The organism is Pseudalkalibacillus sp. NRS-1564 (assembly GCF_050467905.1).
Lineage (GTDB): Bacteria > Bacillota > Bacilli > Bacillales > Guptibacillaceae > Guptibacillus > Guptibacillus hwajinpoensis_B.
In genome coordinates, this window is sequence record NZ_JBITPM010000019.1 from 1 (window position 1) to 24,371 (window position 24,371).

Annotated in this window: 23 protein-coding genes, 1 pseudogene, 2 riboswitches and 3 other annotated features; of the genes and pseudogenes, 18 read left to right on the plus strand and 6 right to left on the minus strand. The window is 40.0% G+C overall.

What is annotated here, in order from left to right; all coding sequences use genetic code 11:
* From ytxC to ACIFPW_RS10000, 6 genes are all read left to right on the plus strand, one after another.
* Positions 1-272, plus strand: a 272-nt coding sequence (ytxC, locus tag ACIFPW_RS09975; protein ID WP_430243912.1) for a sporulation protein YtxC, incomplete at its 5' end; no start/stop codon positions are given.
* A gap of 56 nt (positions 273-328) precedes the next feature.
* Positions 329-544, plus strand: a binding site (T-box leader).
* Positions 545-586: 42 nt separating this feature from the next.
* Positions 587-2,524: a threonine--tRNA ligase gene (thrS, locus tag ACIFPW_RS09980; RefSeq protein WP_194219323.1), complete on the plus strand. Its 1,938-nt coding sequence runs from the start codon at positions 587-589 to the stop codon at positions 2,522-2,524.
* Positions 2,525-2,701: 177 nt separating this feature from the next.
* Positions 2,702-2,823, plus strand: a sequence feature (ribosomal protein L20 leader region).
* 89 nt (positions 2,824-2,912) lie between these two features.
* Positions 2,913-3,416 carry a translation initiation factor IF-3 gene (gene infC, locus ACIFPW_RS09985; protein WP_194219324.1) on the plus strand — a complete coding sequence of 168 codons (504 nt, stop codon included), beginning with the start codon at positions 2,913-2,915 and terminating at the stop codon, positions 3,414-3,416.
* A gap of 22 nt (positions 3,417-3,438) precedes the next feature.
* A complete protein-coding gene (gene rpmI / locus ACIFPW_RS09990; protein WP_048312400.1) occupies positions 3,439-3,639 on the plus strand; it encodes a 50S ribosomal protein L35 in 201 nt (66 codons plus the stop codon).
* A gap of 45 nt (positions 3,640-3,684) precedes the next feature.
* Positions 3,685-4,041 carry a 50S ribosomal protein L20 gene (rplT, locus tag ACIFPW_RS09995; RefSeq protein WP_098444486.1) on the plus strand — a complete coding sequence of 119 codons (357 nt, stop codon included), beginning with the start codon at positions 3,685-3,687 and terminating at the stop codon, positions 4,039-4,041.
* Positions 4,042-4,204: 163 nt separating this feature from the next.
* Positions 4,205-4,486, plus strand: coding sequence for a DUF1294 domain-containing protein (locus ACIFPW_RS10000; RefSeq protein ID WP_430243915.1), 282 nt, complete (start codon positions 4,205-4,207; stop codon positions 4,484-4,486).
* A gap of 71 nt (positions 4,487-4,557) precedes the next feature.
* Here the strand turns inward: ACIFPW_RS10000 and ACIFPW_RS10005 are convergent, their stop codons facing one another.
* Positions 4,558-5,598 carry a cytochrome d ubiquinol oxidase subunit II gene (locus ACIFPW_RS10005; protein ID WP_430243916.1) on the minus strand — a complete coding sequence of 347 codons (1,041 nt, stop codon included), beginning with the start codon at positions 5,596-5,598 and terminating at the stop codon, positions 4,558-4,560.
* A 33-nt stretch (positions 5,599-5,631) separates the two neighbouring features.
* Positions 5,632-6,955 (minus strand): annotated as a pseudogene (locus tag ACIFPW_RS10010) (cytochrome ubiquinol oxidase subunit I).
* Positions 6,956-7,098: 143 nt separating this feature from the next.
* On the opposite strand from ACIFPW_RS10010, the gene ACIFPW_RS10015 reads away from it, so the two are divergent.
* The gene (locus ACIFPW_RS10015) at positions 7,099-7,671 is read left to right on the plus strand and encodes a TVP38/TMEM64 family protein (RefSeq protein ID WP_430243918.1); all 573 of its coding nucleotides are present in this window, start codon (positions 7,099-7,101) and stop codon (positions 7,669-7,671) included.
* 62 nt (positions 7,672-7,733) lie between these two features.
* Here ACIFPW_RS10015 and ACIFPW_RS10020 read toward each other — a convergent pair whose 3' ends face one another.
* Entirely contained in the window at positions 7,734-8,129 is a 396-nt protein-coding gene (locus tag ACIFPW_RS10020) for a sigma-w pathway protein ysdB (RefSeq protein ID WP_430243921.1), read from the minus strand.
* A 97-nt stretch (positions 8,130-8,226) separates the two neighbouring features.
* Between ACIFPW_RS10020 and ACIFPW_RS10025 the strand changes: the two genes are divergently transcribed.
* Positions 8,227-8,715, plus strand: a complete 489-nt coding sequence (locus ACIFPW_RS10025; protein ID WP_430243923.1) for a dUTP diphosphatase — start codon at positions 8,227-8,229, stop codon at positions 8,713-8,715.
* An 80-nt stretch (positions 8,716-8,795) separates the two neighbouring features.
* Positions 8,796-9,881 carry a M42 family metallopeptidase gene (locus ACIFPW_RS10030; RefSeq protein WP_283153904.1) on the plus strand — a complete coding sequence of 362 codons (1,086 nt, stop codon included), beginning with the start codon at positions 8,796-8,798 and terminating at the stop codon, positions 9,879-9,881.
* 40 nt (positions 9,882-9,921) lie between these two features.
* On the opposite strand, the gene sspI is transcribed toward ACIFPW_RS10030, so the two are convergent.
* The gene (gene sspI / locus ACIFPW_RS10035; protein ID WP_194219331.1) at positions 9,922-10,128 is read right to left on the minus strand and encodes a small acid-soluble spore protein SspI; all 207 of its coding nucleotides are present in this window, start codon (positions 10,126-10,128) and stop codon (positions 9,922-9,924) included.
* A gap of 138 nt (positions 10,129-10,266) precedes the next feature.
* Between sspI and ACIFPW_RS10040 the strand changes: the two genes are divergently transcribed.
* The 3 genes from ACIFPW_RS10040 to pheT all read left to right on the plus strand — a co-directional run bounded on the left by ACIFPW_RS10040 (position 10,267) and on the right by pheT (position 14,835).
* Entirely contained in the window at positions 10,267-11,019 is a 753-nt protein-coding gene (locus ACIFPW_RS10040) for a TrmH family RNA methyltransferase (RefSeq protein WP_430244346.1), read from the plus strand.
* Between the two features lie 54 nt (positions 11,020-11,073).
* Positions 11,074-11,299, plus strand: a binding site (T-box leader).
* Positions 11,300-11,364: 65 nt separating this feature from the next.
* Positions 11,365-12,399 (plus strand): phenylalanine--tRNA ligase subunit alpha, encoded by a 1,035-nt coding sequence (gene pheS / locus ACIFPW_RS10045; protein ID WP_194219332.1) that lies wholly within the window; start codon positions 11,365-11,367, stop codon positions 12,397-12,399.
* 27 nt (positions 12,400-12,426) lie between these two features.
* The gene (pheT, locus tag ACIFPW_RS10050) at positions 12,427-14,835 is read left to right on the plus strand and encodes a phenylalanine--tRNA ligase subunit beta (RefSeq protein ID WP_430243927.1); all 2,409 of its coding nucleotides are present in this window, start codon (positions 12,427-12,429) and stop codon (positions 14,833-14,835) included.
* A 53-nt stretch (positions 14,836-14,888) separates the two neighbouring features.
* On the opposite strand, the gene ACIFPW_RS10055 is transcribed toward pheT, so the two are convergent.
* Positions 14,889-16,079 carry a NupC/NupG family nucleoside CNT transporter gene (locus ACIFPW_RS10055; RefSeq protein WP_430243930.1) on the minus strand — a complete coding sequence of 397 codons (1,191 nt, stop codon included), beginning with the start codon at positions 16,077-16,079 and terminating at the stop codon, positions 14,889-14,891.
* A gap of 144 nt (positions 16,080-16,223) precedes the next feature.
* Positions 16,224-16,326, minus strand: a riboswitch (purine riboswitch).
* Positions 16,327-16,466: 140 nt separating this feature from the next.
* Positions 16,467-16,566: riboswitch (purine riboswitch) on the plus strand.
* Between the two features lie 97 nt (positions 16,567-16,663).
* Between ACIFPW_RS10055 and ACIFPW_RS10060 the strand changes: the two genes are divergently transcribed.
* On the plus strand, positions 16,664-17,635 hold the full coding sequence (locus ACIFPW_RS10060; RefSeq protein WP_430243933.1) for a nucleoside hydrolase: 972 nt from the start codon (positions 16,664-16,666) through the stop codon (positions 17,633-17,635).
* A gap of 57 nt (positions 17,636-17,692) precedes the next feature.
* Here the strand turns inward: ACIFPW_RS10060 and rnhC are convergent, their stop codons facing one another.
* Positions 17,693-18,643, minus strand: coding sequence for a ribonuclease HIII (gene rnhC, locus ACIFPW_RS10065; protein WP_430243935.1), 951 nt, complete (start codon positions 18,641-18,643; stop codon positions 17,693-17,695).
* Between the two features lie 152 nt (positions 18,644-18,795).
* Between rnhC and zapA the strand changes: the two genes are divergently transcribed.
* The 5 genes from zapA to ACIFPW_RS10090 all read left to right on the plus strand — a co-directional run bounded on the left by zapA (position 18,796) and on the right by ACIFPW_RS10090 (position 24,298).
* A complete protein-coding gene (gene zapA, locus ACIFPW_RS10070; RefSeq protein ID WP_194219337.1) occupies positions 18,796-19,056 on the plus strand; it encodes a cell division protein ZapA in 261 nt (86 codons plus the stop codon).
* A gap of 6 nt (positions 19,057-19,062) precedes the next feature.
* A complete protein-coding gene (locus tag ACIFPW_RS10075; RefSeq protein ID WP_226614603.1) occupies positions 19,063-19,605 on the plus strand; it encodes a CvpA family protein in 543 nt (180 codons plus the stop codon).
* A gap of 175 nt (positions 19,606-19,780) precedes the next feature.
* The gene (gene polX, locus ACIFPW_RS10080; protein WP_430243936.1) at positions 19,781-21,496 is read left to right on the plus strand and encodes a DNA polymerase/3'-5' exonuclease PolX; all 1,716 of its coding nucleotides are present in this window, start codon (positions 19,781-19,783) and stop codon (positions 21,494-21,496) included.
* A 31-nt stretch (positions 21,497-21,527) separates the two neighbouring features.
* Positions 21,528-23,873 carry an endonuclease MutS2 gene (locus ACIFPW_RS10085; RefSeq protein ID WP_430243939.1) on the plus strand — a complete coding sequence of 782 codons (2,346 nt, stop codon included), beginning with the start codon at positions 21,528-21,530 and terminating at the stop codon, positions 23,871-23,873.
* A gap of 17 nt (positions 23,874-23,890) precedes the next feature.
* A complete protein-coding gene (locus ACIFPW_RS10090) occupies positions 23,891-24,298 on the plus strand; it encodes a DUF350 domain-containing protein (protein ID WP_430243942.1) in 408 nt (135 codons plus the stop codon).
* Positions 24,299-24,371: the final 73 nt, after the last annotated feature.

Here is a 24,371-nt window from a genome sequence, read left to right on the forward strand (position 1 = left end):
TTTATGATAAAACATATCAATTATTTGATATGAATGGGTCACTATTAACTGGTATAGAAGGGAAGTTGGAAGATCTTCCTGTTGGGCTAACCATAGATGAGATAGATTCTGAAATTCTATTTCCCCTTCTGCTGCTTGCTCCAGAAGAAGTTTGTATTTACACGGATGATTCCGATGAGGGGCTCGTTCAAACAATCCGAAATGTGTTTGAAGAAAGGTTAAGTTTTTTTCCGTATCGTATGTCTAAACTATTTTTTTCAGGCAATCCTTAAAATAAGCTTGATTTTCATATGTACACTACTTATAATACCTACATACACGCATATACGTAATTGTTACGATAAGGACATGAGATGTGTTGTTAGCTTTCAGAGAGGGAAGGATTGGTGCGAACTTCCTAGCGAGACGAGCATACTTACCACCTTTGAACTCTGCCCTGGAAATGGGGTGGCGTTTCTGCTACGTTACAGCAGTCTGAGCCGTATAGGTTATTATCTTATGCGGGAAGCAGGGTGGAACCACGAGATCAACACTCGTCCCTTTTGGGATGGGTGTTTTTTATATGCAAAAAAAGGAGTGAAGAAGCATGGCTGAAATGGTAAAAATAACGTTTCCTGACGGTTCTGTAAAGGAATTTAATAAAGGGACAACAACGGAAGAGATTGCAAGCTCAATCAGCCCGGGCCTAAAGAAAAAGGCTCTTGCAGGAAAAGTGAATGGTGTTCTTTTTGATTTGAGACGCGAAATTGAAGAAGATGCTTCTATTGAAATTGTAACACCTGAAAGTGAGGACGGTCTTGAAGTGCTTCGTCATAGTACAGCGCACCTTATGGCACAGGCAATTAAACGCCTCTACAGTGATGTAAAACTAGGAGTAGGGCCGGTTATTGATAGTGGTTTCTACTATGATATTGACTGCCCTGTATCTATTACGCCTGAGGACCTGCCTAAGATTGAGAAAGAAATGAAGAAAATCATTAATGAAAATCTTGAAGTGAAGCGTATCGTTGTAAGTCGCAGTGAAGCAGAGAAAATGTTTAAAGAGATTGGCGATGAGCTCAAATTAGAGCTATTAGAAGCTATTCCTGCTGACGAACAAGTGACAATTTATGAACAGGGTGAATTCTTTGACCTTTGTCGTGGACCACACGTTCCATCTACTAGTAAGATAAAAGCCTTTAAATTACTTTCGATTGCAGGCGCTTATTGGCGTGGAGATAGCGAAAACCAGATGCTTCAACGCATTTATGGAACAGCTTTTCCAAAGCAATCTCAAGTTGAAGAATACCTTCATCTTTTAGAAGAAGCTAAAGAACGTGATCACCGCAAACTTGGTAAAGAACTTAAGCTATTTACTATTTCCCAAGAGGTAGGACAGGGACTTCCGATTTGGTTGCCAAGAGGGGCGACTATTCGTCGGACGATTGAACGATATATTGTAGATCTTGAGGAACGTCTTGGGTATAACCATGTATATACACCTCACCTTGCAAATGTTGATCTATATAAAACAAGTGGTCACTGGGATCACTATCAGGATGATATGTACCCTCCGATGAAAATGGATGAAACAGAAGAACTTGTTCTTCGTCCAATGAATTGCCCGCATCATATGATGATTTATAAAAACGATCTGAAAAGCTATCGTAGTCTTCCATACCGCGTTGCGGAGCTTGGAACAATGCATCGATATGAAATGTCTGGAGCGCTAGCAGGTCTTCAGCGCGTACGTTCGATGACGCTAAATGACGCTCACATCTTCTGTCGTCCTGATCAAATCAAGCAAGAATTTATTGAAGTTGTCGAGCTTATCCAGGAAGTTTATAAAGACTTTAACATCAGTGACTACTCATTCCGTCTTTCTTATCGCGATCCAGCAGATAAGAAAAAATATATCGACAATGATGAAATGTGGGAAAAAGCACAAAGAATGCTTAAAGAAGCAATGGATGACCTAAACGTCGAATATGTGGAAGCTGAAGGCGAAGCTGCGTTTTATGGTCCGAAATTGGATGTTCAGGTGAAAACAGCTCTAGGTAAAGAGGAAACTCTTTCGACTGTTCAACTTGACTTCCTACTTCCAGAGCGATTTGATCTATCTTATATTGGTGAAGATGGCAACCACCATCGTCCAGTTGTTATTCATCGCGGCGTTGTTTCTACAATGGAACGCTTCGTAGCATTCTTAATTGAAGAATACAAAGGAGCGTTTCCAACTTGGCTTTCACCTATCCAGGCGGAGATTATTCCGGTATCAGAAGTTCACTTAGAATATGCGAAGAACGTTCAGAAAAAACTTCAGCGTGCAGGAATTCGTGTCGAGGTTGACGAACGCAATGAAAAGATTGGTTACAAAATTCGTGAAGCTCAAATGCAGAAAATTCCTTACATGCTCGTAGTAGGTGATAAAGAGGTTGAAGGTGAAGCGGTTAACGTACGCCGCTACAGCCAGCAGGATTCTGAGACTGTTTCATTGAATGATTTCACAGCTAGAATTGAAGAAGAAATTAAACAGAAGAAGTAATGTAAGACCGGCATAATTGCCGGTCTTTTATTAATATAGAAAAGAAATTTACAAAAAACACTTGTCACAAAGGGAAAGATTCGTTATGATAATCAAGTGCACTTCGAACGAATCTTATCACCTTGACATACATTTGGTCAGCATGGTATACTGTCTTAGGTAATTAAATATCGGAAACAAAGCAAGCAGAAGCGCCCGCTTCTCACCTGATTGACGCCGTAACTGGTAGTTTGCAGGTACACTGTTCTTATAATTGTGTAATGTGTGGGTGCCGTATGCGCCGACGCTTTTTTTATGCTTTGAACCGGATATAAACCATTTAATGACATCATGTTAGATGATCATCATCGAACAATAACCATGGAGGTGGCTGATTATTAGTAGAGATATGAACGTCAATGAGGGCATTCGTGCTCGGGAAGTACGTCTAGTTGGTGCAGACGGAAACCAAATTGGTGTGAAATCCAAAACTGAGGCATTAGATATGGCTCGTAATGCAAATCTTGATCTTGTAATGGTTGCTCCAAACGCGAAACCTCCTGTTTGTCGCATTATGGACTACGGAAAGTTCCGCTATGAGCAGCAGAAGAAAGAGAAAGAAGCGCGTAAGAAACAAAAGATCATTACCGTTAAAGAAGTTCGCTTGAGCCCGAACATTGAAGAACACGACTTCAATACGAAGCTTCGTAATGCACGTAAGTTTCTTGAAAAAGGCGACAAAGTGAAAGCATCGATCCGTTTCCGCGGACGTATGATTACACACTCTGATATCGGTAAAAAGGTGCTTGAGCACCTAGCAGAAGATTGCAAAGATATTGCAACTGTTGAGTCCAAACCAAAAATGGAAGGACGCAGCATGTTCCTAATCTTGGCACCTATCGCAGAAAAGTAATTCTTGAAGGAGGAACTCACTCATGCCAAAAATGAAATCTCACCGTGGAGCTTCAAAACGGTTTAAGAAAACTGGATCAGGTAAACTTAAGCGCAGCCGTGCTTACACTAGCCATATGTTCGGTAACAAGTCTCAAAAGCAGAAGCGTAAGCTTCGTAAAGCTTCTCTTGTTTCCGCAGGTGACTTCAAGCGCATTAAGACTTTAATCTACAACAAGAAGTAATCGGTTATTATATTATTGAGACACAGAAATTAGGAGGGGTTTAGTATGCCAAGAGTAAAAGGTGGCTACGTAACACGTCGTAGACGTAAAAGAACGTTAAAACTCGCAAAAGGATATTACGGATCTAAGTCTTTGCTTTTCAAAGTTGCTAATCAGCAAGTTATGAAATCAAACATGTACGCTTACCGTGACCGTCGTCAGAAAAAACGCGACTTCCGTAAGCTTTGGATCACTCGTATCAACGCGGCAGCTCGTTTGAACGGACTTTCTTACAGCCGTTTGATGTTTGGTCTTAAAACAGCTGGTATCGACATCAACCGTAAAATGCTTGCAGAACTAGCAGTAAATGACGAAAAAGCATTTGCTGAACTAGCTTCAAAAGCAAAAGAAAACTTGAAATAAGTTCTTTAAAACCATCCTCACATGTTGAGGGTGGTTTTTTTGTAAGCTATGTTACTTATATCGTTGATTCTCAATTTTGTCTCACAGAGCGTAAATGAGTCAAAATCAACAGCGTTCATTAACATAGCCTTTTTGAAAAAAGTTATAATAGAGGAGAGAGTAAGTGTTGGATGGTTTAATTGTATTAGGAATATATTTGGCGATCATCAATAGTTGGAGTTTCATAGCTATGGGGATCGATAAGCGTAGAGCGCGAAATCGAAAGCGAAGAATTCCTGAAAAGACGCTATGGTTTTTATTTATCTTTGGAGGAAGCTTCGGTGGTTTAACTGGAATGAAGAATTTTAGGCATAAAACAAAACACAAGCAATTTTTGTATGGCATCCCCGCTCTATTAGCTCTTCATCTCGTGCTCTTTGTTATCTATGCATACATCTATATGTAGAAAAAACGCCGAATGGGCGTTTTTTTATTTAGTGTATTGTTCTTTTTTTCATAAGACGAACTTGTTTTCAATTAGGATTCATTTTGCTTAAGGTACCTTTTGTCTTTCAGAAATAGGCGCCAGAAGTAGATGAATCCTGGGGTTAAAATAAAGAAGGCTACAATGTAGGTGACGATTAATGCTCTAAATGTAGCGGGGTCTGTGAATCCAGTTTCAATCGTTACATTTGGATATACGATATAAGGTAAATGAGCTGAACCATAAGCATAACTAGCAAGTAAATATTGTGTAACGATACTAACCATAGCAAGCCTCGGAATACCGACACCTGTTTTTCTAGGAATAAAGAGAGCGAGATATCCGATTGCAAAGGTTGTGATAGAACCAATTAACCACGGTACATAGTCCATTAAATTGTCATAAAGCCATGGAGCTTCCATTCGAATAGTGAGAACGAGTAAACCCGCCATCGCTAGTGAGATTGGACCGACAAGAATAGCATCCCTTCTATAAGTTTGATAAGCTTCTTCATCTCCTGATACGTTAGAGTAATCAGAAAGCAGCAGAGATGATAGAAAGAGCGTGCTTGAGATGGCGAAGGCCATGAAAGCATAAACACTTGGACTTGTAAATAATTCACCCAATAAAAGACGTTCTATCCCGTTTGATGTTTGTATAAATCCGCCATGCGTAATAGGCAACACGCAAATCAAGAGAGCTGGAATAAGAAAACCAGTTATTCCTGATATCAAGGTTAAGAGGCGTTTGTAATTTGAAGAAGCGGAATGAGAAAATACAAGAAACGCACTCCTAAGGGCAAGTAATAGTATAATCAAACTCCCTGGAATGAGAAGGACAGTACCAAGGGTAAACGTTGCTCCAGGGAAAAAGCTGAAAAGAGCTACGACAATGGCAACGATAAATACATTTGTTACTTCCCAAGATGGAGATAAATAGCGATTCGCAATATTTGTCGCTTTCGTGTTGTTTTTATTTAAATAGATCATGGACCAAAACCCAGCACCGAAATCGATTGTGGCCATAACCGCATAAATAAAAACAAGACCCCATATTAATGTGATAGCGTAAAATGCTTCTGACATGTGGTTCACCTCTTATTCTTTTTTAACGGTATAGGCAGGTGCCTACTGATCGAGTTCCTCGCTAATCGGGTTACGATTGAAATAGTAGCGAAGGACGAGGACTGTTGAGATCATTAAAATGATATACACAATGAGAAAGAGAACAAAGAGCAGGCCGATATTTCCTGAAGTTGTGACTGCTTCTTCTGTTTTCATAACGTGATAGATAATCCAGGGCTGTCTGCCGGTACAGGCGAATATCCATCCGAATTCAATTGCTGTAATGGCGAGCGGACCTGCAGCAATAAATGCCCACATAAGCCAGCGTGGAAATTCTTTTCGTTTAAGGATTTTGTACCAAGTAAATCCAACAATAGACAATAGCATGAGTAGGGAACCAATCCCGACCATTGAATTGAACAAGGTATGGACAAATAGTGGTGGCCACTCTTCTTCAGGCCATTCTTCAAGACCGAGTACTTCCGTATCAAATGCGTCGTCGGATAGAAAACTAAGTGCCCACGGAACTTCAATTGCCCACTTTACCTCACATTCTTCTTTATCGGTGTAGCCGCCAATAGCAAGTGGTGCATAAGTTTGTGTTTCAAACAAACCTTCCGCCGCCGCGAGTTTCTCAGGTTGATATTGATACAGTTGTTGAGCAGATTCATGTCCATTTAAGGCGGTCAAGATTGAAAAAACCCCTCCGATAACGAGCCCCATCATTAATGCTTTATGATGAAATTTATATTCTCTCGTATTACCTCGTTGACGAATCATTTTATATGCCGCAATCGATGCGATAACAAATGCCCCTGTCATTAAAGCAGAAACAGTTACGTGTCCAGCTGTAACTAGGAAGGAAGGATTGAAGAATGCCTCCCATGGATCAACGTTAACGAACTTTCCGTCTACTATCTCAAATCCAGCTGGTGTACCTTCAAAAGCGTGGACATTTGTAATTAAGATAGCTGATGCGCTCGCACCGAATGCAACAAGCGTTACGCTCACAATTCGCATGATTGGAGAAAGGCGATCTGCAGCATAAACATAGATTGACATAAAGAGAGCTTCTAGGAAGAAAGCATATATTTCAATTTGAAAGGGCAATGCAATCACTCGTCCAACGACTTCCATAAATCCTGGCCATAAGAGAGAAAGCTGTACACCTGCAATGGTTCCGGTAGGAATCGCCACCCCTAGTAAAACAGCAAACCCTTTCGTCCATCGATTGGCCATTATCGCATAATCTCTATCTTTTGTTTTTTTGATACATGAGCTCAGCTACAAGAACCATTAAAGGTAAGCCTACACCGAGTGTTGCATAAATAATATGTGCGCCCATTGTCATTCCAAATAATGAACGAGCAATAACGAGTTCATCCATAATTTATCCCCTCCAATTACCGAACTGATTAAATCTCCCCTTATTGTCCACGTATTTCCAAATAATATTCTAATCGAGATTCTTCGCTTTTTGACATAACAGCTCGTCTCTTGTCATAAAGGTTAAAGGAAGGGGGGAACATCATGAATGAGCTCGTCCTACCGCTTGTGGAGGTTGTATCTAATAGCGGAATTTACGCCCCGTTCTATTTCATTATTTTTCATTTTATTCGTCAGTTTGTATTTGTTCCAGTTAGTGTTGTTTGTGTTGCTGGTGGAGTGATGTTTGGCGCAATATATGGCACGATTTACTCATTGATTGGGATTACTGTTGTAAGTACGGTTTTTTATTTAGTTGTTAAGCGGACGCCGGGTTTGTTTAAGAAGATTATTCGAATGAAAGAACGATGGACACGTAAACATATGCCAATGTCAGTTGGGCAAATTGCCATCCTTCGATTAGTACCTTTCGTTCATTTTCATTTCATTTCCCTTTGTTTAATTGAGGTGTCTAAAGACTTTAGAGATTATTTGCGGTCATCCCTCATTTCAAATGTACCTCTCGCTTCGTTGTATTCTTTCTTTGGAACGGCAATTAGTAGGTTCGATCCGGTCGTCATCGTACTCATGTTGTGTGGACTTGTCATCCTTTTCTATTTACTAAGAAGAAGAGAGTGGATTATGAAGTGGGAGGATTTCTTTCAGCCTGTGAGATAAAAAAGCTTTTTAATTTGATCGTAAACAAACAAAACCCCTCCAGATCGGAGGGGTTTTGTTTGTTAAGTATTTTCGCGATGGCGTAAAAATTCTTTGACTGGGCTCTTCCATTCAATTTTTGCACTAGGATAGCGGATGTCCATTTCCTTTTCAAGAAAATAGAAATCTTCTTTCTCAAGTAAATATAGTTCTGATGCATTTTTTACCCCTACTGAAAGTGTAATAATATCGAACGAATTTTCAGTAGTGCCAAGGTACTTTTCACCTTCGAATAAGGCACCTTTGTAGGTGACGAGAAAATTCTTTCTTACATTGGACGAGTCATCGAAAAAATAGTATTCTTTATGATCGTGAGCTTTTTCCAGCTTTCGTTTTGGATCCATAAAAAAGCGGATGACAGAATAAGCGATTAATACCATGGCTACGAGAATGACAAGACGAAAAAGAATAATAATCATTAGTCAGCACCTCATTTTCACTATGCTTCTATTCTCTATACGTATATGATAAAGAAAGGTTTCATAAAAAGAAAAGATTTAAGAAAGGAAGAGTTCATTGAAATTCGAACAATTATTTACATTACAAAGACAACTTGATACTCGGATTGTAAAGGAACACAATCTGGAGCATGAAGATTTATTCGAGAATAAACTACTTGCTCTTAAAGTCGAGATTGGAGAACTAGCGAATGAAACACGTTGTTTTAAATATTGGAGTAAAAAAGCTCCTTCCCCTAAAGAAACGATTCTAGAGGAGTATGTGGATGGTATTCATTTTATTCTCTCATTAGGGATTGAATTGGGCATTACAACGTATGAAGCAGTGTCAAAAGGCGATCCCGCTGGCTCTGAAGTACATGCTTTCCATTGTGTCTACAAAGCGATTGATCAAGTGGCAAGTGAAAAAAATGAGAAAGCATTTAACGATTTAATGGAAAGTTATCTTTTACTTGGACAACTTATCGGGCTACGGTTTGAAGAAATGAATGAAGCATATTTGAAAAAAAATAAAGTGAATCATAATCGACAAGATCAGGGATATTAGATTCAAGAGTCCTCTGAATTGTGAAATATTTCGGAAACCGTTATAATGAACAGAGAATACATATCAAGGAGGCAATACATATGGCTAAGCTAGACGAAACGTTGCAGATGCTGAAAGAACTCACTGATGCGAATGGCGTACCAGGTAACGAACGTGAACCTCGTGAAGTGATGAAGAAGCACATTGAATCTCTTTCAGATGAAATCATGTATGATAATCTTGGCAGCTTAATTGCGGTTAAAAAAGGTAAAGCAGAAGGCCCAAAAATTATGGTTGCAGGTCATCTTGATGAGATTGGCTTTATGGTAACGCGTATTGATGATAAAGGCTTTCTTTATTTCCAAACAGTTGGCGGCTGGTGGGAGCAGGTTATGCTTGCACAGCGTGTTAACGTCATGACTCGTAATGGTAACATTATGGGCGTCATCGGTTCTAAACCACCACATATTCTTCCTCCTGAACAGCGTAAGAAATCGGTCGACAAGAAGGATATGTTCATTGATATTGGTGCTTCAAGCCGAGAAGAGGCTATGGAATGGGGCGTTAAGCCGGGAGATTCTGTTGTTCCAGTTTGTGAATTTACTGTTATGAATAACGAAAAAATGCTTATGGCGAAAGCATGGGATAACCGTATTGGCTGTGCTATTGCGATCGAAGTACTTCGTAAGCTAAAAGGAGAAGAGCATCCTAATACTGTCTACGGCGTTGGTACGGTACAAGAGGAAGTAGGTCTTCGCGGAGCGACTACGGCTACAAACATGATTAAGCCTGATATCGGCTTTGCGGTTGACGTTGGTATCGCTGGTGATACTCCTGGAGTAAGTGATAAGGACGCTCAATCCAAAATGGGGAAAGGTCCTCAAATTATTATGTATGATGCTTCAATGGTCGGTCACAAAGGTCTTCGTGACTTTGTAACAGATACAGCTGATGAGAACAATATTCCTTATCAGTTTGACTCTATTGCAGGCGGTGGGACAGATTCAGGTAAAATTCATTTAACAGCAAATGGAGTACCTGCACTTTCCATCACAATTGCCACACGCTATATTCATACTCACGCAGCGATTCTTCATCGTGACGATTTTGAGAATGCAGTTAATTTGATTGTTGAAGTGATTAAAAAGCTTGATGCTGATACTGTGAAAGAAATTATCTTTAACTAGAACACAAAATCCGGTGGCTCTTGCCACCGGATTTTGCTTGTTAATTTACACCCTGTGCCATATAAGAGAGCATTTGCTCTCGCTCATTTTCTGGTGCTTCTTTCCAAAGAATTTCGAAAAGAACACCAAGCCCAGGGAGCATTTTCTCTTCTCCGCTTTGCATGGCGTCGAGGATTGTCGCTTCGAGTTGCTCCTCGTTGTTGCCATTAATATTAGCGAGAATCGCTTTGCGTAAGTTAAGGTCCATACTTTCCACCTCACCTTTCTCATTCGCTTGTTGGTTCAAGCCTCATTAGTACGAGCGAATTGAAGAAATTTCATGAGTTTTATTGGAATCTTCCCTTTCAACCCTTTATAATGGAAACATTGAAAACTGAAGGAGAGCATAATGATTATCGAATCCGCTAAAAATCAAAAAGTGAAAGATTGGAAAAAACTTCAGACGCGAAAGGGTAGAGAGAAAGCTTTCTCTTATATCATTGAAGGTCCACATATTGTAGAAGAAGCTGCGAAGGCTGAAGCTTCAATCACAGAATTGATTGTGACAGAAGGCACTGACTTATCTGCTTATCCGTTTAAAGAGCTTCCTGTTGTCTATACTGTTACGGAGAAAGTGATGCAAGAACTAACGCATACAGAAACACCACAGGGGATTATGGCCGTTTGTAAAATGGTTGAGCCTGAACTACCTCGTCATGGCAAACTATTATTACTGGACGCCATTCAGGATCCCGGTAATTTGGGAACGATTATTCGAACTGCAGATAGTGCTGGATACGACGGCCTTCTACTTGGACATGGAACCGTTGATGCTTATAACAGTAAGGTGCTTCGATCCACCCAGGGATCTATTTTTCATCTTCCTGTAATAAAAGGGGACTTAGTGACAGAAGTTCAGAAATTAAAAGAAGCTGGCATGCTTATATACGCAACAGAAGTGAGTGGAGGAACGCCATATCAAGAGCTTGATTCATCATCTCAGTTTGCTGTCATTCTTGGAAACGAAGCAAATGGTGTATCAGACGAGCTTCAACGTTTAGCAGACGTGAACGTATATATTCCGATATATGGTAAAGCAGAGTCGTTAAATGTCGCCGTTGCAGCAGGAATTCTGATGTATGGATTGTTACCTTCATAATAAGGCTTGCGGATATAGCGATTTTTTTCTATAATTAAAAGCAACTTATATATGTTAAAAACAATGATGGAGAGTAGTAAGCTGCCGCTGCCTTTGCAGGGAGGAAATGCCGAGACTGAAAGCATTTCTATTGGGACGCTGCCGAATTCACTCTGGAGTTGCCGCTTTGTTCGTTCGAAAGCGGATCGGTTTACAAGCCGTTATTCTTTGCTTAAGGCTGATAGGTGTACTCTATCGGTGAATTAGGGTGGTACCGCGAAATCAAATCTTCGCCCCTTTCTGGGGAGCGAGGATTTTTTTATTGCAAAAAGAAGCAAACACGAAAATGAAGTGGAGGTTGAAAAGATGCAAGAGCGTTTACAAACGTTGAAAGAAGAAGCACTATCAGAAATTCAGCAAGCTTCTTCAATGAAAGAAGTGCAGGATATCAAAGTGAAATACCTTGGAAAAAAAGGTCCAATTACAGAAATTTCTAAAGGTATGGGGAAATTGTCTAAAGAAGAACGTCCGAAAATGGGGCAGCTCGTTAATGAAATTCGCTCAGCGATTTCGGATCAATTAGAGGAGAAAGTGACTCGCTTAGAAAAAGCAGCCGTAGAAGAACGATTAAAGAAAGAAACGATCGATATTTCTCTGCCGGGTCGTCCAATTAAGAGAGGAAATCATCACCCACTAACGAGGGTAATCGAAGAAATTGAAGACCTATTTCTTGGTATGGGATTCTCGATTGCGGAAGGACCAGAAGTTGAAACCGATTATTATAATTTCGAAGCGTTAAATCTTCCTAAGGATCATCCGGCTCGAGATATGCAGGATTCATTCTATATAACTGAAGAAACGCTATTAAGAACGCATACCTCTCCAATGCAAGCTAGAACGATGGAGAAGTTAAATGGAGAAGGTCCTGTTAAAATCATCGTGCCAGGTAAAGTTTATCGCCGTGATACAGATGATGCAACACACTCCCATCAGTTTATGCAAATTGAAGGACTAATGGTTGGTGAGAATGTTCGCATGAGTGATCTAAAAGGTGTGCTCCAATCATTTGCGAAGAAAATGTTTGGAGAAGAACGTGAAATCCGTCTTCGCCCAAGCTTCTTCCCATTTACTGAGCCTTCTGTAGAGATGGATATTTCTTGCTTTAATTGCGGCGGGAATGGCTGCTCTGTATGTAAAGGAACCGGATGGATAGAAATTCTTGGAGGCGGTATGGTACATCCGAATGTACTTCGCATGTCCGGCTTCGATCCTGAGAAAGTCACTGGGTTTGCATTTGGTATGGGACCAGAACGGATCGCTATGCTGAAATATGGTATTGATGACATACGTCATTTCTACACGAATGACAGCAGATTTATTAAACAATTTAATTCACTATAATATGATTGGAAGTTAGGAGGAGAAAACATGCTCGTATCAATGAATTGGCTACAGCAGTATGTAGATTTAGATAGTTACTCAGCTGATGAACTGGCAGATCTGATTACTAAGGGTGGTATTGAGGTTGAAACAGTCGAAAAGCTTAATAAAGGAATTACCGGCGTGGTTATTGGTCACGTTCTTGAATGTCAGCAACACCCTGATGCTGATAAGTTGAATATTTGTCAGGTGAATGTTGGTGAAGAAGAGCCGGTCCAAATTATTTGTGGAGCACCAAATATTGCTCAAGGACAGTACGTAGCAGTAGCAAAAGTTGGGGCTGTACTTCCAGGCAATTTTAAGATTAAGAAAGCAAAACTTCGCGGTGAAGCTTCTCATGGTATGATCTGCTCACTTCAGGAGCTTGGAATTGAAAGTAAACTTGTATCGAAAGAGTATGCAGACGGAATCTTTGTATTTAGTGAAGACGTGACACCTGGTGAAGATGCGCTTGAATACTTGAATCTAAATGATGAAGTTCTTGAGCTAGGTCTTACTCCAAACAGAGCTGATGCGATGAACATGATCGGCGTCGCTTATGAAGTTGGGGCAGTATTGAATCGCTCAATTGAACTTCCGTCTCCAGAGCTTGTTCGCTCGGATGAAGACGTTGAAGAGTATGTGTCAGTTCGTGTAGAGAATGAAGAAGATAATCCTTATTATGGAGCTTCCATTATTAAAGACGTAACGATCAAATCATCACCGCAGTGGCTTGTAAATCGCCTCGTTTCTGCTGGTATTCGTCCAATTAACAACGTAGTGGATATTACGAACTATGTTCTTTTGGAATACGGACAGCCGCTTCATGCTTTTGATTATAATCGGTTTGGATCGAAGGAAGTTGTGATACGTCGCGCAACTGAAGGAGAAAAAATTGTCACTCTCGATGATGCTGAACGCACGCTTTCGAATGAGCATCTTGTCATCACGAATGGTTCAAAACCCGTTGCCGTGGCTGGTGTTATGGGTGGTGCTGATTCTGAAGTACAAGAAGACACAACAACGATTTTGCTTGAAGCAGCTTACTTTAACAGCAAGCTTGTTCGGAAAGCATCGAAAGATCTAGGGTTACGTAGTGACTCAAGTGCGCGTTTTGAAAAAGGAATTGATCGAAACCGCGTTGTTGGTGCAAGCGAACGCGCTGCTCAGCTCATTCAAGAAATTGCCGGTGGAACAGTGTTAAAAGGTATTGCTGAACAGGGATCTCGAACCATCGAAGCTCTTGACGTTAGTATTGAAGTGAATCGAATTAATCAAGTTCTTGGGACAGAAATTTCTGAAACAGAAGTTGCTGCTATTTTTGAGCGTCTGCAATTCTCTTATCAGAACTTTGGTGGCACATTTACCGTTCAGGTACCGCCGCGCCGCCCGGATATAACGATTTCTGAAGATTTAATTGAAGAAGTAGGACGCCTCTACGGATATGATAATGTTCCTGCAACGCTACCTCTTACAGAAAGTACACCAGGACAGCTGTCAGAATATCAAGTGAAGCGTCGCCATGTTCGCCGTACGCTTGAAGGCGCAGGTCTTTTCCAAACAGTAACGTATTCTCTTACGTCGCCTTCTAAACGTCTTTTCTTCTCTGATGAATCAGCCGAAGCTGTTCGTCTTGCGATGCCAATGAGTGAAGAAAGAAGTGAACTTAGAACTAGCCTGATTCCGCATCTTCTAGAGATAGCGCAGTATAACCGCAACCGTCAGCTAGATAATGTTGCTTTCTATGAAACGGCTTCTGTGTTCTTACCAGGTGATGAGCTTCCGGTAGAACAGGAACACCTTGCTGGCGTAGTGTCAGGATTATGGCAAGAGCACCTATGGCAAAAAGAAAAGAAAGTCGCTGATTTCTTTGTTGTAAAAGGAATCCTCGAAGAAATAGCGGTTGAATTTGGTTTAGAGGATCGTCTTTCGTTCGCTCGTGCAGAAGAGCCAAAGCTTCACCCAGGTCGTACAGCATCGGTTTATCTCGATGATGAGCTCATCGGATATATCGGTCAACTTCATCCAGAAGTTGAGAAAGATCTTGATTTGAGTGAAACATACGTTTATGAAATCAATCTAGAGAAGTTACTGAATGCAGATGTTGCTCACCTTCAATACAAAAAGCTTCCACGATTCCCGTCTGTTACTAGAGATGTGGCTCTTGTTGTCAGTGAGTCGCTTGAAGCTGGAGAAGTGAAGAAAGTCATTAAAGAAGCTGGTGGATCTAAGCTTGTGGACATTCAACTATTTGATGTTTACCAGGGTGAACATCTTGATGAAGGTCAAAAATCACTAGCCTTTTCTCTTAGATATTACAATCCAGAACAAACTTTAACAGAAGAAGAAGTGAAGAAGGCACATGACCGTGTTCTTACAGCAGTAGAAGAACAATTTGGAGCTGCCCTTCGTCGATAACTACAGAAAATCCTCCCTACGTGTATAGGGAGGATTTTTATTTATACTATTTTTTACATAAACATTCCTACAAATATAGCCGTAATAAAGGAGGCTAGTGTACCACCGATAATAGCCTTTAATCCTAATTTAGAAACTTGAGAACGTTTAGTGGGCTCGAGTGACCCTAGTCCAATAATAAGCTGCCCGATGGATGAGAAGTTAGCAAAGTTACATAGTGCGACAGAAAGAATGGCAACGGTTTTGTCAGAAAGCTGTGCTTGAATGACGGTTAAGTTTTGGAAAGCCACAAATTCATTAATTGACATTTTCGTACCAATGATGGATGCTGCTCGAAATGCTTCATCCGTTGGAATACCTACTAATAGGGCAAATGGATAGAAGATATATCCTAGAATTGAGCTCAGGTCAGTTCCGACGAAACCTAACATGCCGTTTACAACTGCTAGAATACTGATGAATGCTATCAAAAGACCTCCAATATTTAACGCAAGCATCACACCGCTGACTGTTCCGTCGGCGATTGCCTCAAAAATATTGGCATGATCCGTTTTTTTCATTTTTACTTTATCATTAGTTTGTGAAACTTCAGTTTCTGGTTCCATCACTTTTGCAATAACAAGTGAAACGAAAGGAACGCTAAAGACAGATATCAATAAATATTTAAGTTCAATACCCATAAGTGAATAACCGACGAGGATGGCTCCACTAGCAGAAGCAGTACCTCCTACCATGATGGCAAATATCTCAGATCTGGTGAGCAATTTCAAATATGGTTTTACGAGTAAAGGCGCTTCGGCTAGACCTAAAAAGGAGTTTCCGACAGCGTTAAATGTTTCAACTTTCGTCGTTCCCATTAGCTTACCAATCGTAATGCCAATCACTTGAACGATAAGTGGGATAATGCGCATGTAATAAAGTGCTGAGACAAGAGCAGAAATGAAGATGATGACAGCTAAAACATTTATAGCAAATACAAATGTTAAGCCTGTTTCTTCATAGAGGCCGCCAAATACGAATTGAATGCCTTCGTTACTATAGTTAATAACGTTTTGTACAGCTGCAGAAGCTTTTTCGAGCATAACCTTTCCTGCATTTACTTTTAGAACAAATAAAACAAATAGCCCTTCAATTAAAACGCCAACCCCGATCGTTCTCCATTTGACTGATTTTTTCTTGTTGCTCATTAACCAGGCGATAGCAAGTACGCCAATAATCGAGAGTAGTCCTGTGAAAATATTCATGATGTCAATTCCCCCTGAAAACTAGTTGTTTCTTCACAAATCTAAATCGGATGAATACAAAAAAACCCGTACTTTGTAGAAAAAAGTCCGAGTTTACAGGAAGAAAAGTGGCACACAAATAAACAGAATATGCCTGTCTAAGTGACGATGCCATGCCTTCCCTATAGTCCAGCAATTCTCGGTTGCCGGGTAGAAACTCTTTGGACCCTATTTCCAAAATTATATAGAGATAAATGTGAAGTTGTATTCATCAATCTAGCAGAAGATAGAATAGGTAGCAAGACCTATTAAGAGAGTAGGAATGTTTGGAATATTCGAATGAAAAATGTAAACGTACGACATTTTTTTGCTTATTGCTTCCTTATTCACGCTCTGATAGAGTACAAAGTGATTAGAATAATGGAAGCTCATATATGTCGGGAATTGGCCTGAACGTTTCTACCCTGTTACCTGAAATGACAGGACTATGAGTGAATAAAAAGTTGAGAAGACCTTAAACGTACCTCAACGCTATAAATAGAAAAGGTTCACTTTCAGGAAACGAAGGTTAGCGACATGCGAGTTATCCACCAGGGGGATATAGGATGGAAAAAAAGAAGGTATATTTCAATCATGATGGTGGCGTTGATGATTTAGCATCACTGTTTCTATTATTAAACATGGAAGAGATCGAGCTTGCTGGCGTATCGGTTATTCCGGCAGATTGTTATCTAGAACCAGCTGTTTCTGCAAGTAGAAAAATAATAGATCGATTTGGAAAAGCCACTGGATTAAATGTAGCAGCATCTAATTCAAGAGGGATTAATCCCTTCCCTAAAGACTGGCGCATGCATGCTTTTTATGTCGATGCTTTACCTATTCTAAATGAATCAAATAAAGTGAATACACCTATGTCAGAACTACCTGCTCATTTGCATCTGATTGATACTCTTGAACGAAGCTCTGAACCGTTAACTCTTCTTTTTACTGGACCATTAACAGATCTTGCTAGAGCGTTAGAAACAGCTCCACATATTGAACAGAGTATTGAAAAGTTAGTATGGATGGGTGGCACTTTCCTAGAAGTAGGAAATGTGGAAGAACCAGAACATGATGGTACAGCAGAATGGAATGCTTTTTGGGATCCCGAAGCAGTATCTACTGTTTTCAAAACTTCTATTAAGATCGAAATGGTCGCACTTGAAAGCACGAATCAAGTCCCGTTAACCAATGATGTAAGAAACATGTGGGCAGCTAAACGAAAGAAAATTGGTGTAGACTTTATTGGACAATGCTACGCCATGTGTCCACCACTTGTACACGTTGAGACCAATTCGACTTACTATTTATGGGATGTTCTCACTACAGTTTCTGTGACACCAAAATCCTTTATCCATTCAAGAAAAGTAAAATGTCGTGTTGAAGTAGATGGAGTAAGTCAAGGGAGAACCGTTCTTGATGAAACAGGTCGTGAAGTGATTGTAGTAGATGACGTGGATCGTGACATGTTCTTTAACTATTTCACTTCCGTCATGCTGAAAGCAGAAGATCAATTAGAAGCTTCTCACCTTTATTAATAAAATGAACATCAAAAAAGCTGACTCACTCGAGTCAGCTTTTTTCGTAGAGTTCCTTTAACGACGTGATTGATAAGCTATTTTTTGAGCTTTTAAGCTATTAGCAAAATGTAGCTTAGCTAAATTCCCAAGAATCTGATCTCCATGTTTTTGAATAAGCTTTGCAGCTGCTATATCTACAGCTGGTCCAGCCCCTTTTGGAAGCTTTACATTATATTCTTTTCCAAGTCGATCCATTTCCATTACAAAAGAGTACCTCGCAATAATGGATGCTGCTGCTACAGCAAGGTGAATTTCTTCGGCTTTAGTTGCGAAATATACATTTTCTTTTACGATTGTTGATTGACCTTTTAGGTAGTTGAAATAAACTTCAGGTTTAGCGAATTGATCAATGAGTATGGCATCATATCCCTGGACTTTGCGCATCACATTCTGGATGGCCTGATTATGTAGTAGAGCCTTCATTTTCCCCTGATTCGTTCCCTTTTTCTGCATAGTATTGTATTTTTCATTTGGTAGGATAAGCAGGCTATAAGGAATGGTTTTAATCAAATTTCTAGCTATTTCAATAATTTCTGGATCCTTCATTCCTTTAGAATCTCTTACACCGAGTTCCTTTAAGAGTGGAATTTGCTTCTGGTCGACATATGCAGCAACAACTGTCATTGGACCAAAGAAATCTCCTGTCCCAACTTCATCACTTCCGATGGCGGAAAGAGTTGAGATATTACCAGGTGGAGAGTATTGATGATCGCCCACTGTTTTCTTTTTAGATTTCGTTGCCTTTTTAGAACTCGCTGTTCCGCTAGATTGCCATGGTCTTGCTTCTCCTTCTGCCCCTGCGCCCTGGAACATTATTTTTCCAGATTTATAGCCTGTAATAGTACAGGTAGAAGTTTTCGCTACAAAAACGCTCCCCGGTGGCTGTTTATCGCTTAAGTGGCTGTTGTATTTCTTTTTAATTTCATTCATAATGGAAGGTGATACAGTTAAAACAACTTGTGACATAACAAAACTCCTTTTGTGAACTAGGCTTGCATCCTATTATAGCAGAATCTGAAGATGAACAAGAATGGTTCAGGAGCGCTGTGTTTCAAAAATACCAATTTTCATGCTATGATGTAAAACAGGATTCTCTCTCTTGATAGGAGGCTTATGGGGTGACAGACAGTCATGGAAAAATACGTACAACCGTGGAAATCTATGGTGAACAATATACAATAATCGGTGATAAAAGTCATCAACATATTCGTGAAGTCTCAACTTTAGTGGATGAGAAGATGAATGAGATTAAAGGAATGAATACCTATTTAGATACGAAGCGACTTGCTGTGCTAACAGCAGTTAATATTGTAAATGATTATGTGATGATTAAGAAAGAACTTGAAGAGTTAAAGAAAAAACTGAGAGAAGAGGAATAACGTAAGATGGTTGATCTAATTCTTTTTATTATACTAGTTGGAGGGTTCCTAATTGGACTTCGAAGAGGCTTGATCCTTCAAGTCGTTCATTTAGCAGGATTTATCGTTTCATTTGTTGTTGCGTACATGTATTTTAAGGATCTCGCTCCACATTTGAAGCTATGGATTCCATACCCGTCCTTCGGCAACGAGGCATCTTCAACGGCAATGGTGTTTGACGCTATAAACTTAGAGGCCACATACTATAGTGGAATTGCGTTTGCGCTATTGTTCTTTGGTACCAAAATTATTATGCAAATAGTTGGTTCTATGCTCGACTTTCTTGCAGATTTACCTATATTGAGAACTGTAAATGGATGGCTTGGCGGAGTGCTTGGATTTGTAGAAGTATACATTATCGTGTTTTTATTTCTATTTATTGCAGCGCTTCTTCCAAATGAAACCGTTCAAACAGCCATATCAAATTCGTTTCTTGCGGAAAGCATCGTCAAGCATACCCCTGTGTTGACAGAACAAATTAAAGACCTCTGGAGTACACACGTAGCATAACCCTTCAATTAGAAGGGTTATTTATTTGTATTAGCATAAGTACGATTGGTTAAATTGGTAGCGCTTGTCGGATCTAATCGAGCGCTACCGCTTATTTTAAGATAAATTAATTGGATTTGGGTTTGAATATGGATAGGATAGTAGTAATGATCTTATGAAGAAGGGTGAGAAAAAGATGAATAAAAAACAGGTTATTCATTTCCTTGAAGAGATAGCAGTTTATATGGAGTTGAAAGGGGAAAACCCTTTTAAAATATCCGCTTTTCGTAAAGCGGCCCGAGCACTCGAAACAGATGATCGGAGTATGGAGCAAATTGAAGATCCTGCTGAGCTAAATGGCATCGGAAAAGGGACGGCAGCGGTAATAAATGAAATCCTCGAAAAAGGAGAATCAGAAACGCTTGAATCATTAAAGAAGGAAGTCCCATCTGGGCTTGTGCCGTTACTTAAATTACCGGGACTTGGTGGTAAAAAGCTTGCTAAGCTATACAAGGAACTTGATGTTATTGATATGGCGACATTACAAACAGCTTGTGAAGATCATCAGATTCAAGAACTCCCTGGTTTTGGGAAGAAGAGTGAGGATAAAATTCTTGAAGCGATTGAGGAAGCAGGTAAAAGACCTGAACGCTTATCCATTGCCTACATGCTACCACTTGCTGAAAACATTGAAAGCCAATTAAAAGAAATCCAGAGCATTGACAAATTTGCAAGAGCGGGGAGCTTGCGAAGGGTAAGGGAAACGATTAAAGACCTTGACTTTATTATAGCGACAACTTCTGCTGCTGATGTGTCAGCGAGCTTACTTGAATTAGAAGGTGTTTCTAAAGTAGTCGTAAAGGGAGAGACGAAGATTACACTTGAACTTGACGATGAATATGGCGTTTCAGTAGATTTTAGAATTGTAATGCCTGAAGAATTTGCTTCTACACTCCATCATTTTACTGGTTCACAGGCTCATAATGTGAAAATGAGGCAAATCGCAAAAAAGAAAGGCGAAAAAATTAGTGAGTACGGTGTAGAGTCTTTAGAAACGGGGGAAGTTCTTACATTTGAAGATGAAAAGGATTTCTACCAGCATTTTGGTTTAGCCTATATTCCGCCTGAAATTCGCGAAGATAAAGGTGAAATTGAAGAAGCTGAGAAAGATGAGATTGAATTAGTCCAGTTGAACGATATAAAAGGAGATCTACATATGCACTCCACCTGGAGTGATGGTGCTTATACGATTGAAGAAATGGCCGAACGAGCAAGAGCAAAAGGATATTCGTATATCGCGATAACAGATCACTCTCAGTACCTTAAAGTAGCGAATGGCTTGACACCAGAAAGGCTACGAGATCAAAGAGAAGAGATTGATCGTCTCAATCAAAAATGGAATGATTTTAGAATATTTGCAGGGGTAGAAATGGATATTTTACCTGATGGAACACTTGATTATGACGATAAGATGCTGTCGGAAATGGATTTTGTTATTGCTTCAATTCATTCATCCTTTTCCCAAGATGAGGATACGATAATGGCACGTCTTGAAACAGCACTTCGGAGTCACCATGTTGACCTCATTGCTCATCCATCAGGAAGGTTACTTGGAAAAAGGAAAGGGTATGCTTTAAGCCATGATAAGTTAATAAAGCTTGCGAAAGAAACGGATACGGCTCTTGAATTAAATGCAAATCCAAACCGATTAGATCTTGCAGCGGAATGGCTTCAAAAAGCACAAGAAAATCATGTTAAAATAATGATTAATACAGATGCTCACCATATGGACATGCTTGAGCATATGGAAATCGGCGTAGCAGCTGGGAGAAGAGGCTGGCTGCGAAAAGAGACTGTCTTAAACACATTTACGGCTAAAGATCTTGAAGCATTCTTTAACCGTCACTCATAAACAAATCCCGTTTTATTAGGAGGAACGACCATTGCAAAAAAGAGTGTTACGGCTACTCGAATATAATAAAGTGAAAGAACGATTAGGAAAACACGTTTCATCCTCATTAGGAAAACAAAAAGTAGAACAGTTAACCCCTTTGTATTCTTTAGTAGATGTTAACCAACAGTTAGCAGGAACAGAAGAAGGAAGAAAAGTGATCCGTCTTCGTGGTCAAGCTCCGCTTGGTGGCATTCGAGATATTAGACAAAGCGTGAAGCGAGCAGAGATTGGAGGGATGCTAAACCCATCTGAATTACTCGACATCTCGAGTACAATTTATGGCGGTCGTCGATTTAAAACATTTCTTGATAATATGATTGAAGATGGTGTAGAGCTTCCTCTTCTCGGAGATTTAGTTAGTCAAATTATGCCTGAAAATGAGCTGGAGAATGAGATTAACGCCTGCATAGATGAGGACGGGGATTTGCTTGATTCTGCAAGTGATGCACTTCGTCGACTTAGAACCCAGCTTCGTAGCTTTGAATCTCGCGTTCGTGAGAAATTAGAAAGTCTCATTCGATCTTCAAGCACAAGGAAAATGCTTTCAGATGCGCTCATTACCATTCGGAATGAACGGTACGTTATCCCCGTTAAGCAGGAATATAGAGGTTCATTTGGTGGAATGGTCCACGACCAATCCTCTTCTGGTGCGACGTTGTTTATTGAACCACAATCGGTCGTATCAATTAACAACCAGCTAAAAGAAGTAAAAGTTAAGGAAAAACTTGAGATTGAGCGGATCCTAACAGAATTGACTGGACATGTTGCGGAAGCTTCTGAAACGCTTAGACATAATGTTGATGTACTTGCGGATATTGATTTTATTTTTGCTCGTGCCCTATATGCTAACGAATTAAAAGCAACGAATCCTTCCATGAATGATGAGGGGGAATTAGAAATAAGACAGGGGAGACATCCCCTTCTACCTCAAGATGAGGTCGTCCCTTCTTCCCTATTTCTCGGGAAAGACTATTCGTCACTTGTTATTACTGGACCAAACACAGGCGGGAAAACAGTTACATTAAAAACGGCAGGACTTCTTACTCTAATGGCTCAATCTGGACTTCATATACCAGCTGATGAAGGATCTACTATGGCGGTCTTTCAAAATATCTTTGCAGACATCGGGGACGAGCAGTCTATCGAGCAAAGCTTAAGTACTTTTTCATCGCATATGACGAATATCGTTCATATTCTCAAGAACATTGACCACAATAGTCTTGTGCTTTTTGATGAGCTTGGCGCTGGGACCGACCCTCAGGAAGGTGCTGCACTTGCCATATCCATACTTGATTATGTATATAAACGTGGATCAAGAGTTATTGCGACGACACATTACAGTGAATTAAAAGCCTATGCGTATAATCGAGAAGGCGTGATGAATGCTAGTGTAGAATTTGATGTTGAGACACTACGCCCAACGTATCGCCTATTAATTGGAGTGCCAGGCCGCAGTAATGCATTTGAGATTTCAAGACGCCTCGGGCTGATGGATGATATTATTGAGGATGCACGATCTCAAATATCAAGCGAAAGTAACAAAGTTGATCGGATGATTTCATCGCTTGAAGATAGCCAGAAGCAAGCCGAATTAGATCGAGAAGGAGCTTCTGAACTTAGAAAAGAAGCAGAGTCACTTAAGAATGACCTGGAAAAGCAACTTGAGAAATTTGAAAAACAGCGAGAGCGACTTTTTGAGGAAGCGGAACAGAAAGCTGCTGAAGAAGTAGAAAAAGCACAAGAACAAGCCAAAAAAATCATTCAGGAACTGCGTACATTCCAAAACGGATCTGTTAAAGAACACCAATTGATTGATGCTCAAAAGCAGCTTGAAGATGCCAAACCCGAATTAAAATCTTCAAAACCAAAACCTAAAAAAGCCCAAACTAAATCATATCAACCAGGTGATGAAGTGAAAGTGATTAGCTTTAACCAAAAGGGGCACATTGTTGAGCAAGTCGGGAAGAACGAATACCAGGTTCAACTTGGGATAATGAAAATGAATGTGAAGGCAAACGATCTTGAAGCGATTAAATCAAAACCGGTCGTTGAGCGAAAGCCGTTTGTGACAGTTCGTGGAAGTGATAGTCGAGTGAAAACTGAACTTGATTTACGAGGTAAGAGGTATGAAGATGCTCAAATGGAAGTTGAACGCTATATCGACGATGCCTTACTTGCAGGGTATAACCAGGTCTCAATCATTCATGGTAAAGGAACGGGTGCACTTAGAAAAGGTGTCCATGAATGGTTGAAACGTCATTCCCGAGTGAAAAATCTTCGCATGGGTGGAATGAATGAAGGCGGCGGTGGTGTAACTGTCGTTGAATTGAAGTAGAGAAAGGAATTTACACAATGGATCAATTATGGGAGAGTATCGCATTTCAAACTGCAGCGAATTATAGCGTAGTGATTGTTTGTATGATTGTGTTTCTTTCAGCATTTGAATTTGTAACGTCCTATCGTAACTGGGAAGAAATCCAAAAAGGTAATCTTGCAGTAGCGATGGCTACTGGAGGTAAAATATTTGGTATTGCGAATATCTTTCGTTTTTCAATTGAGCATAATGATTCACTAGTGACCATGATGGGGTGGGGAGTATTTGGATTTGTCCTTCTATTAATTGGTTACTTCACCTTTGAGTTTTTAACACCTAAATTTAGGATTGATAAAGAAATTACAGCAGACAATCGAGCGGTAGGATTCATTTCTATGGTTATTTCGATTGGTTTGTCCTTTGTTATAGGGGCAGGAATTTCGTAAGGGGAGCACATATGGAGACTTTATGGAAAGTTCTTATGGTTGTATCAGGGATATTCTTTATTGCGGGCATTGT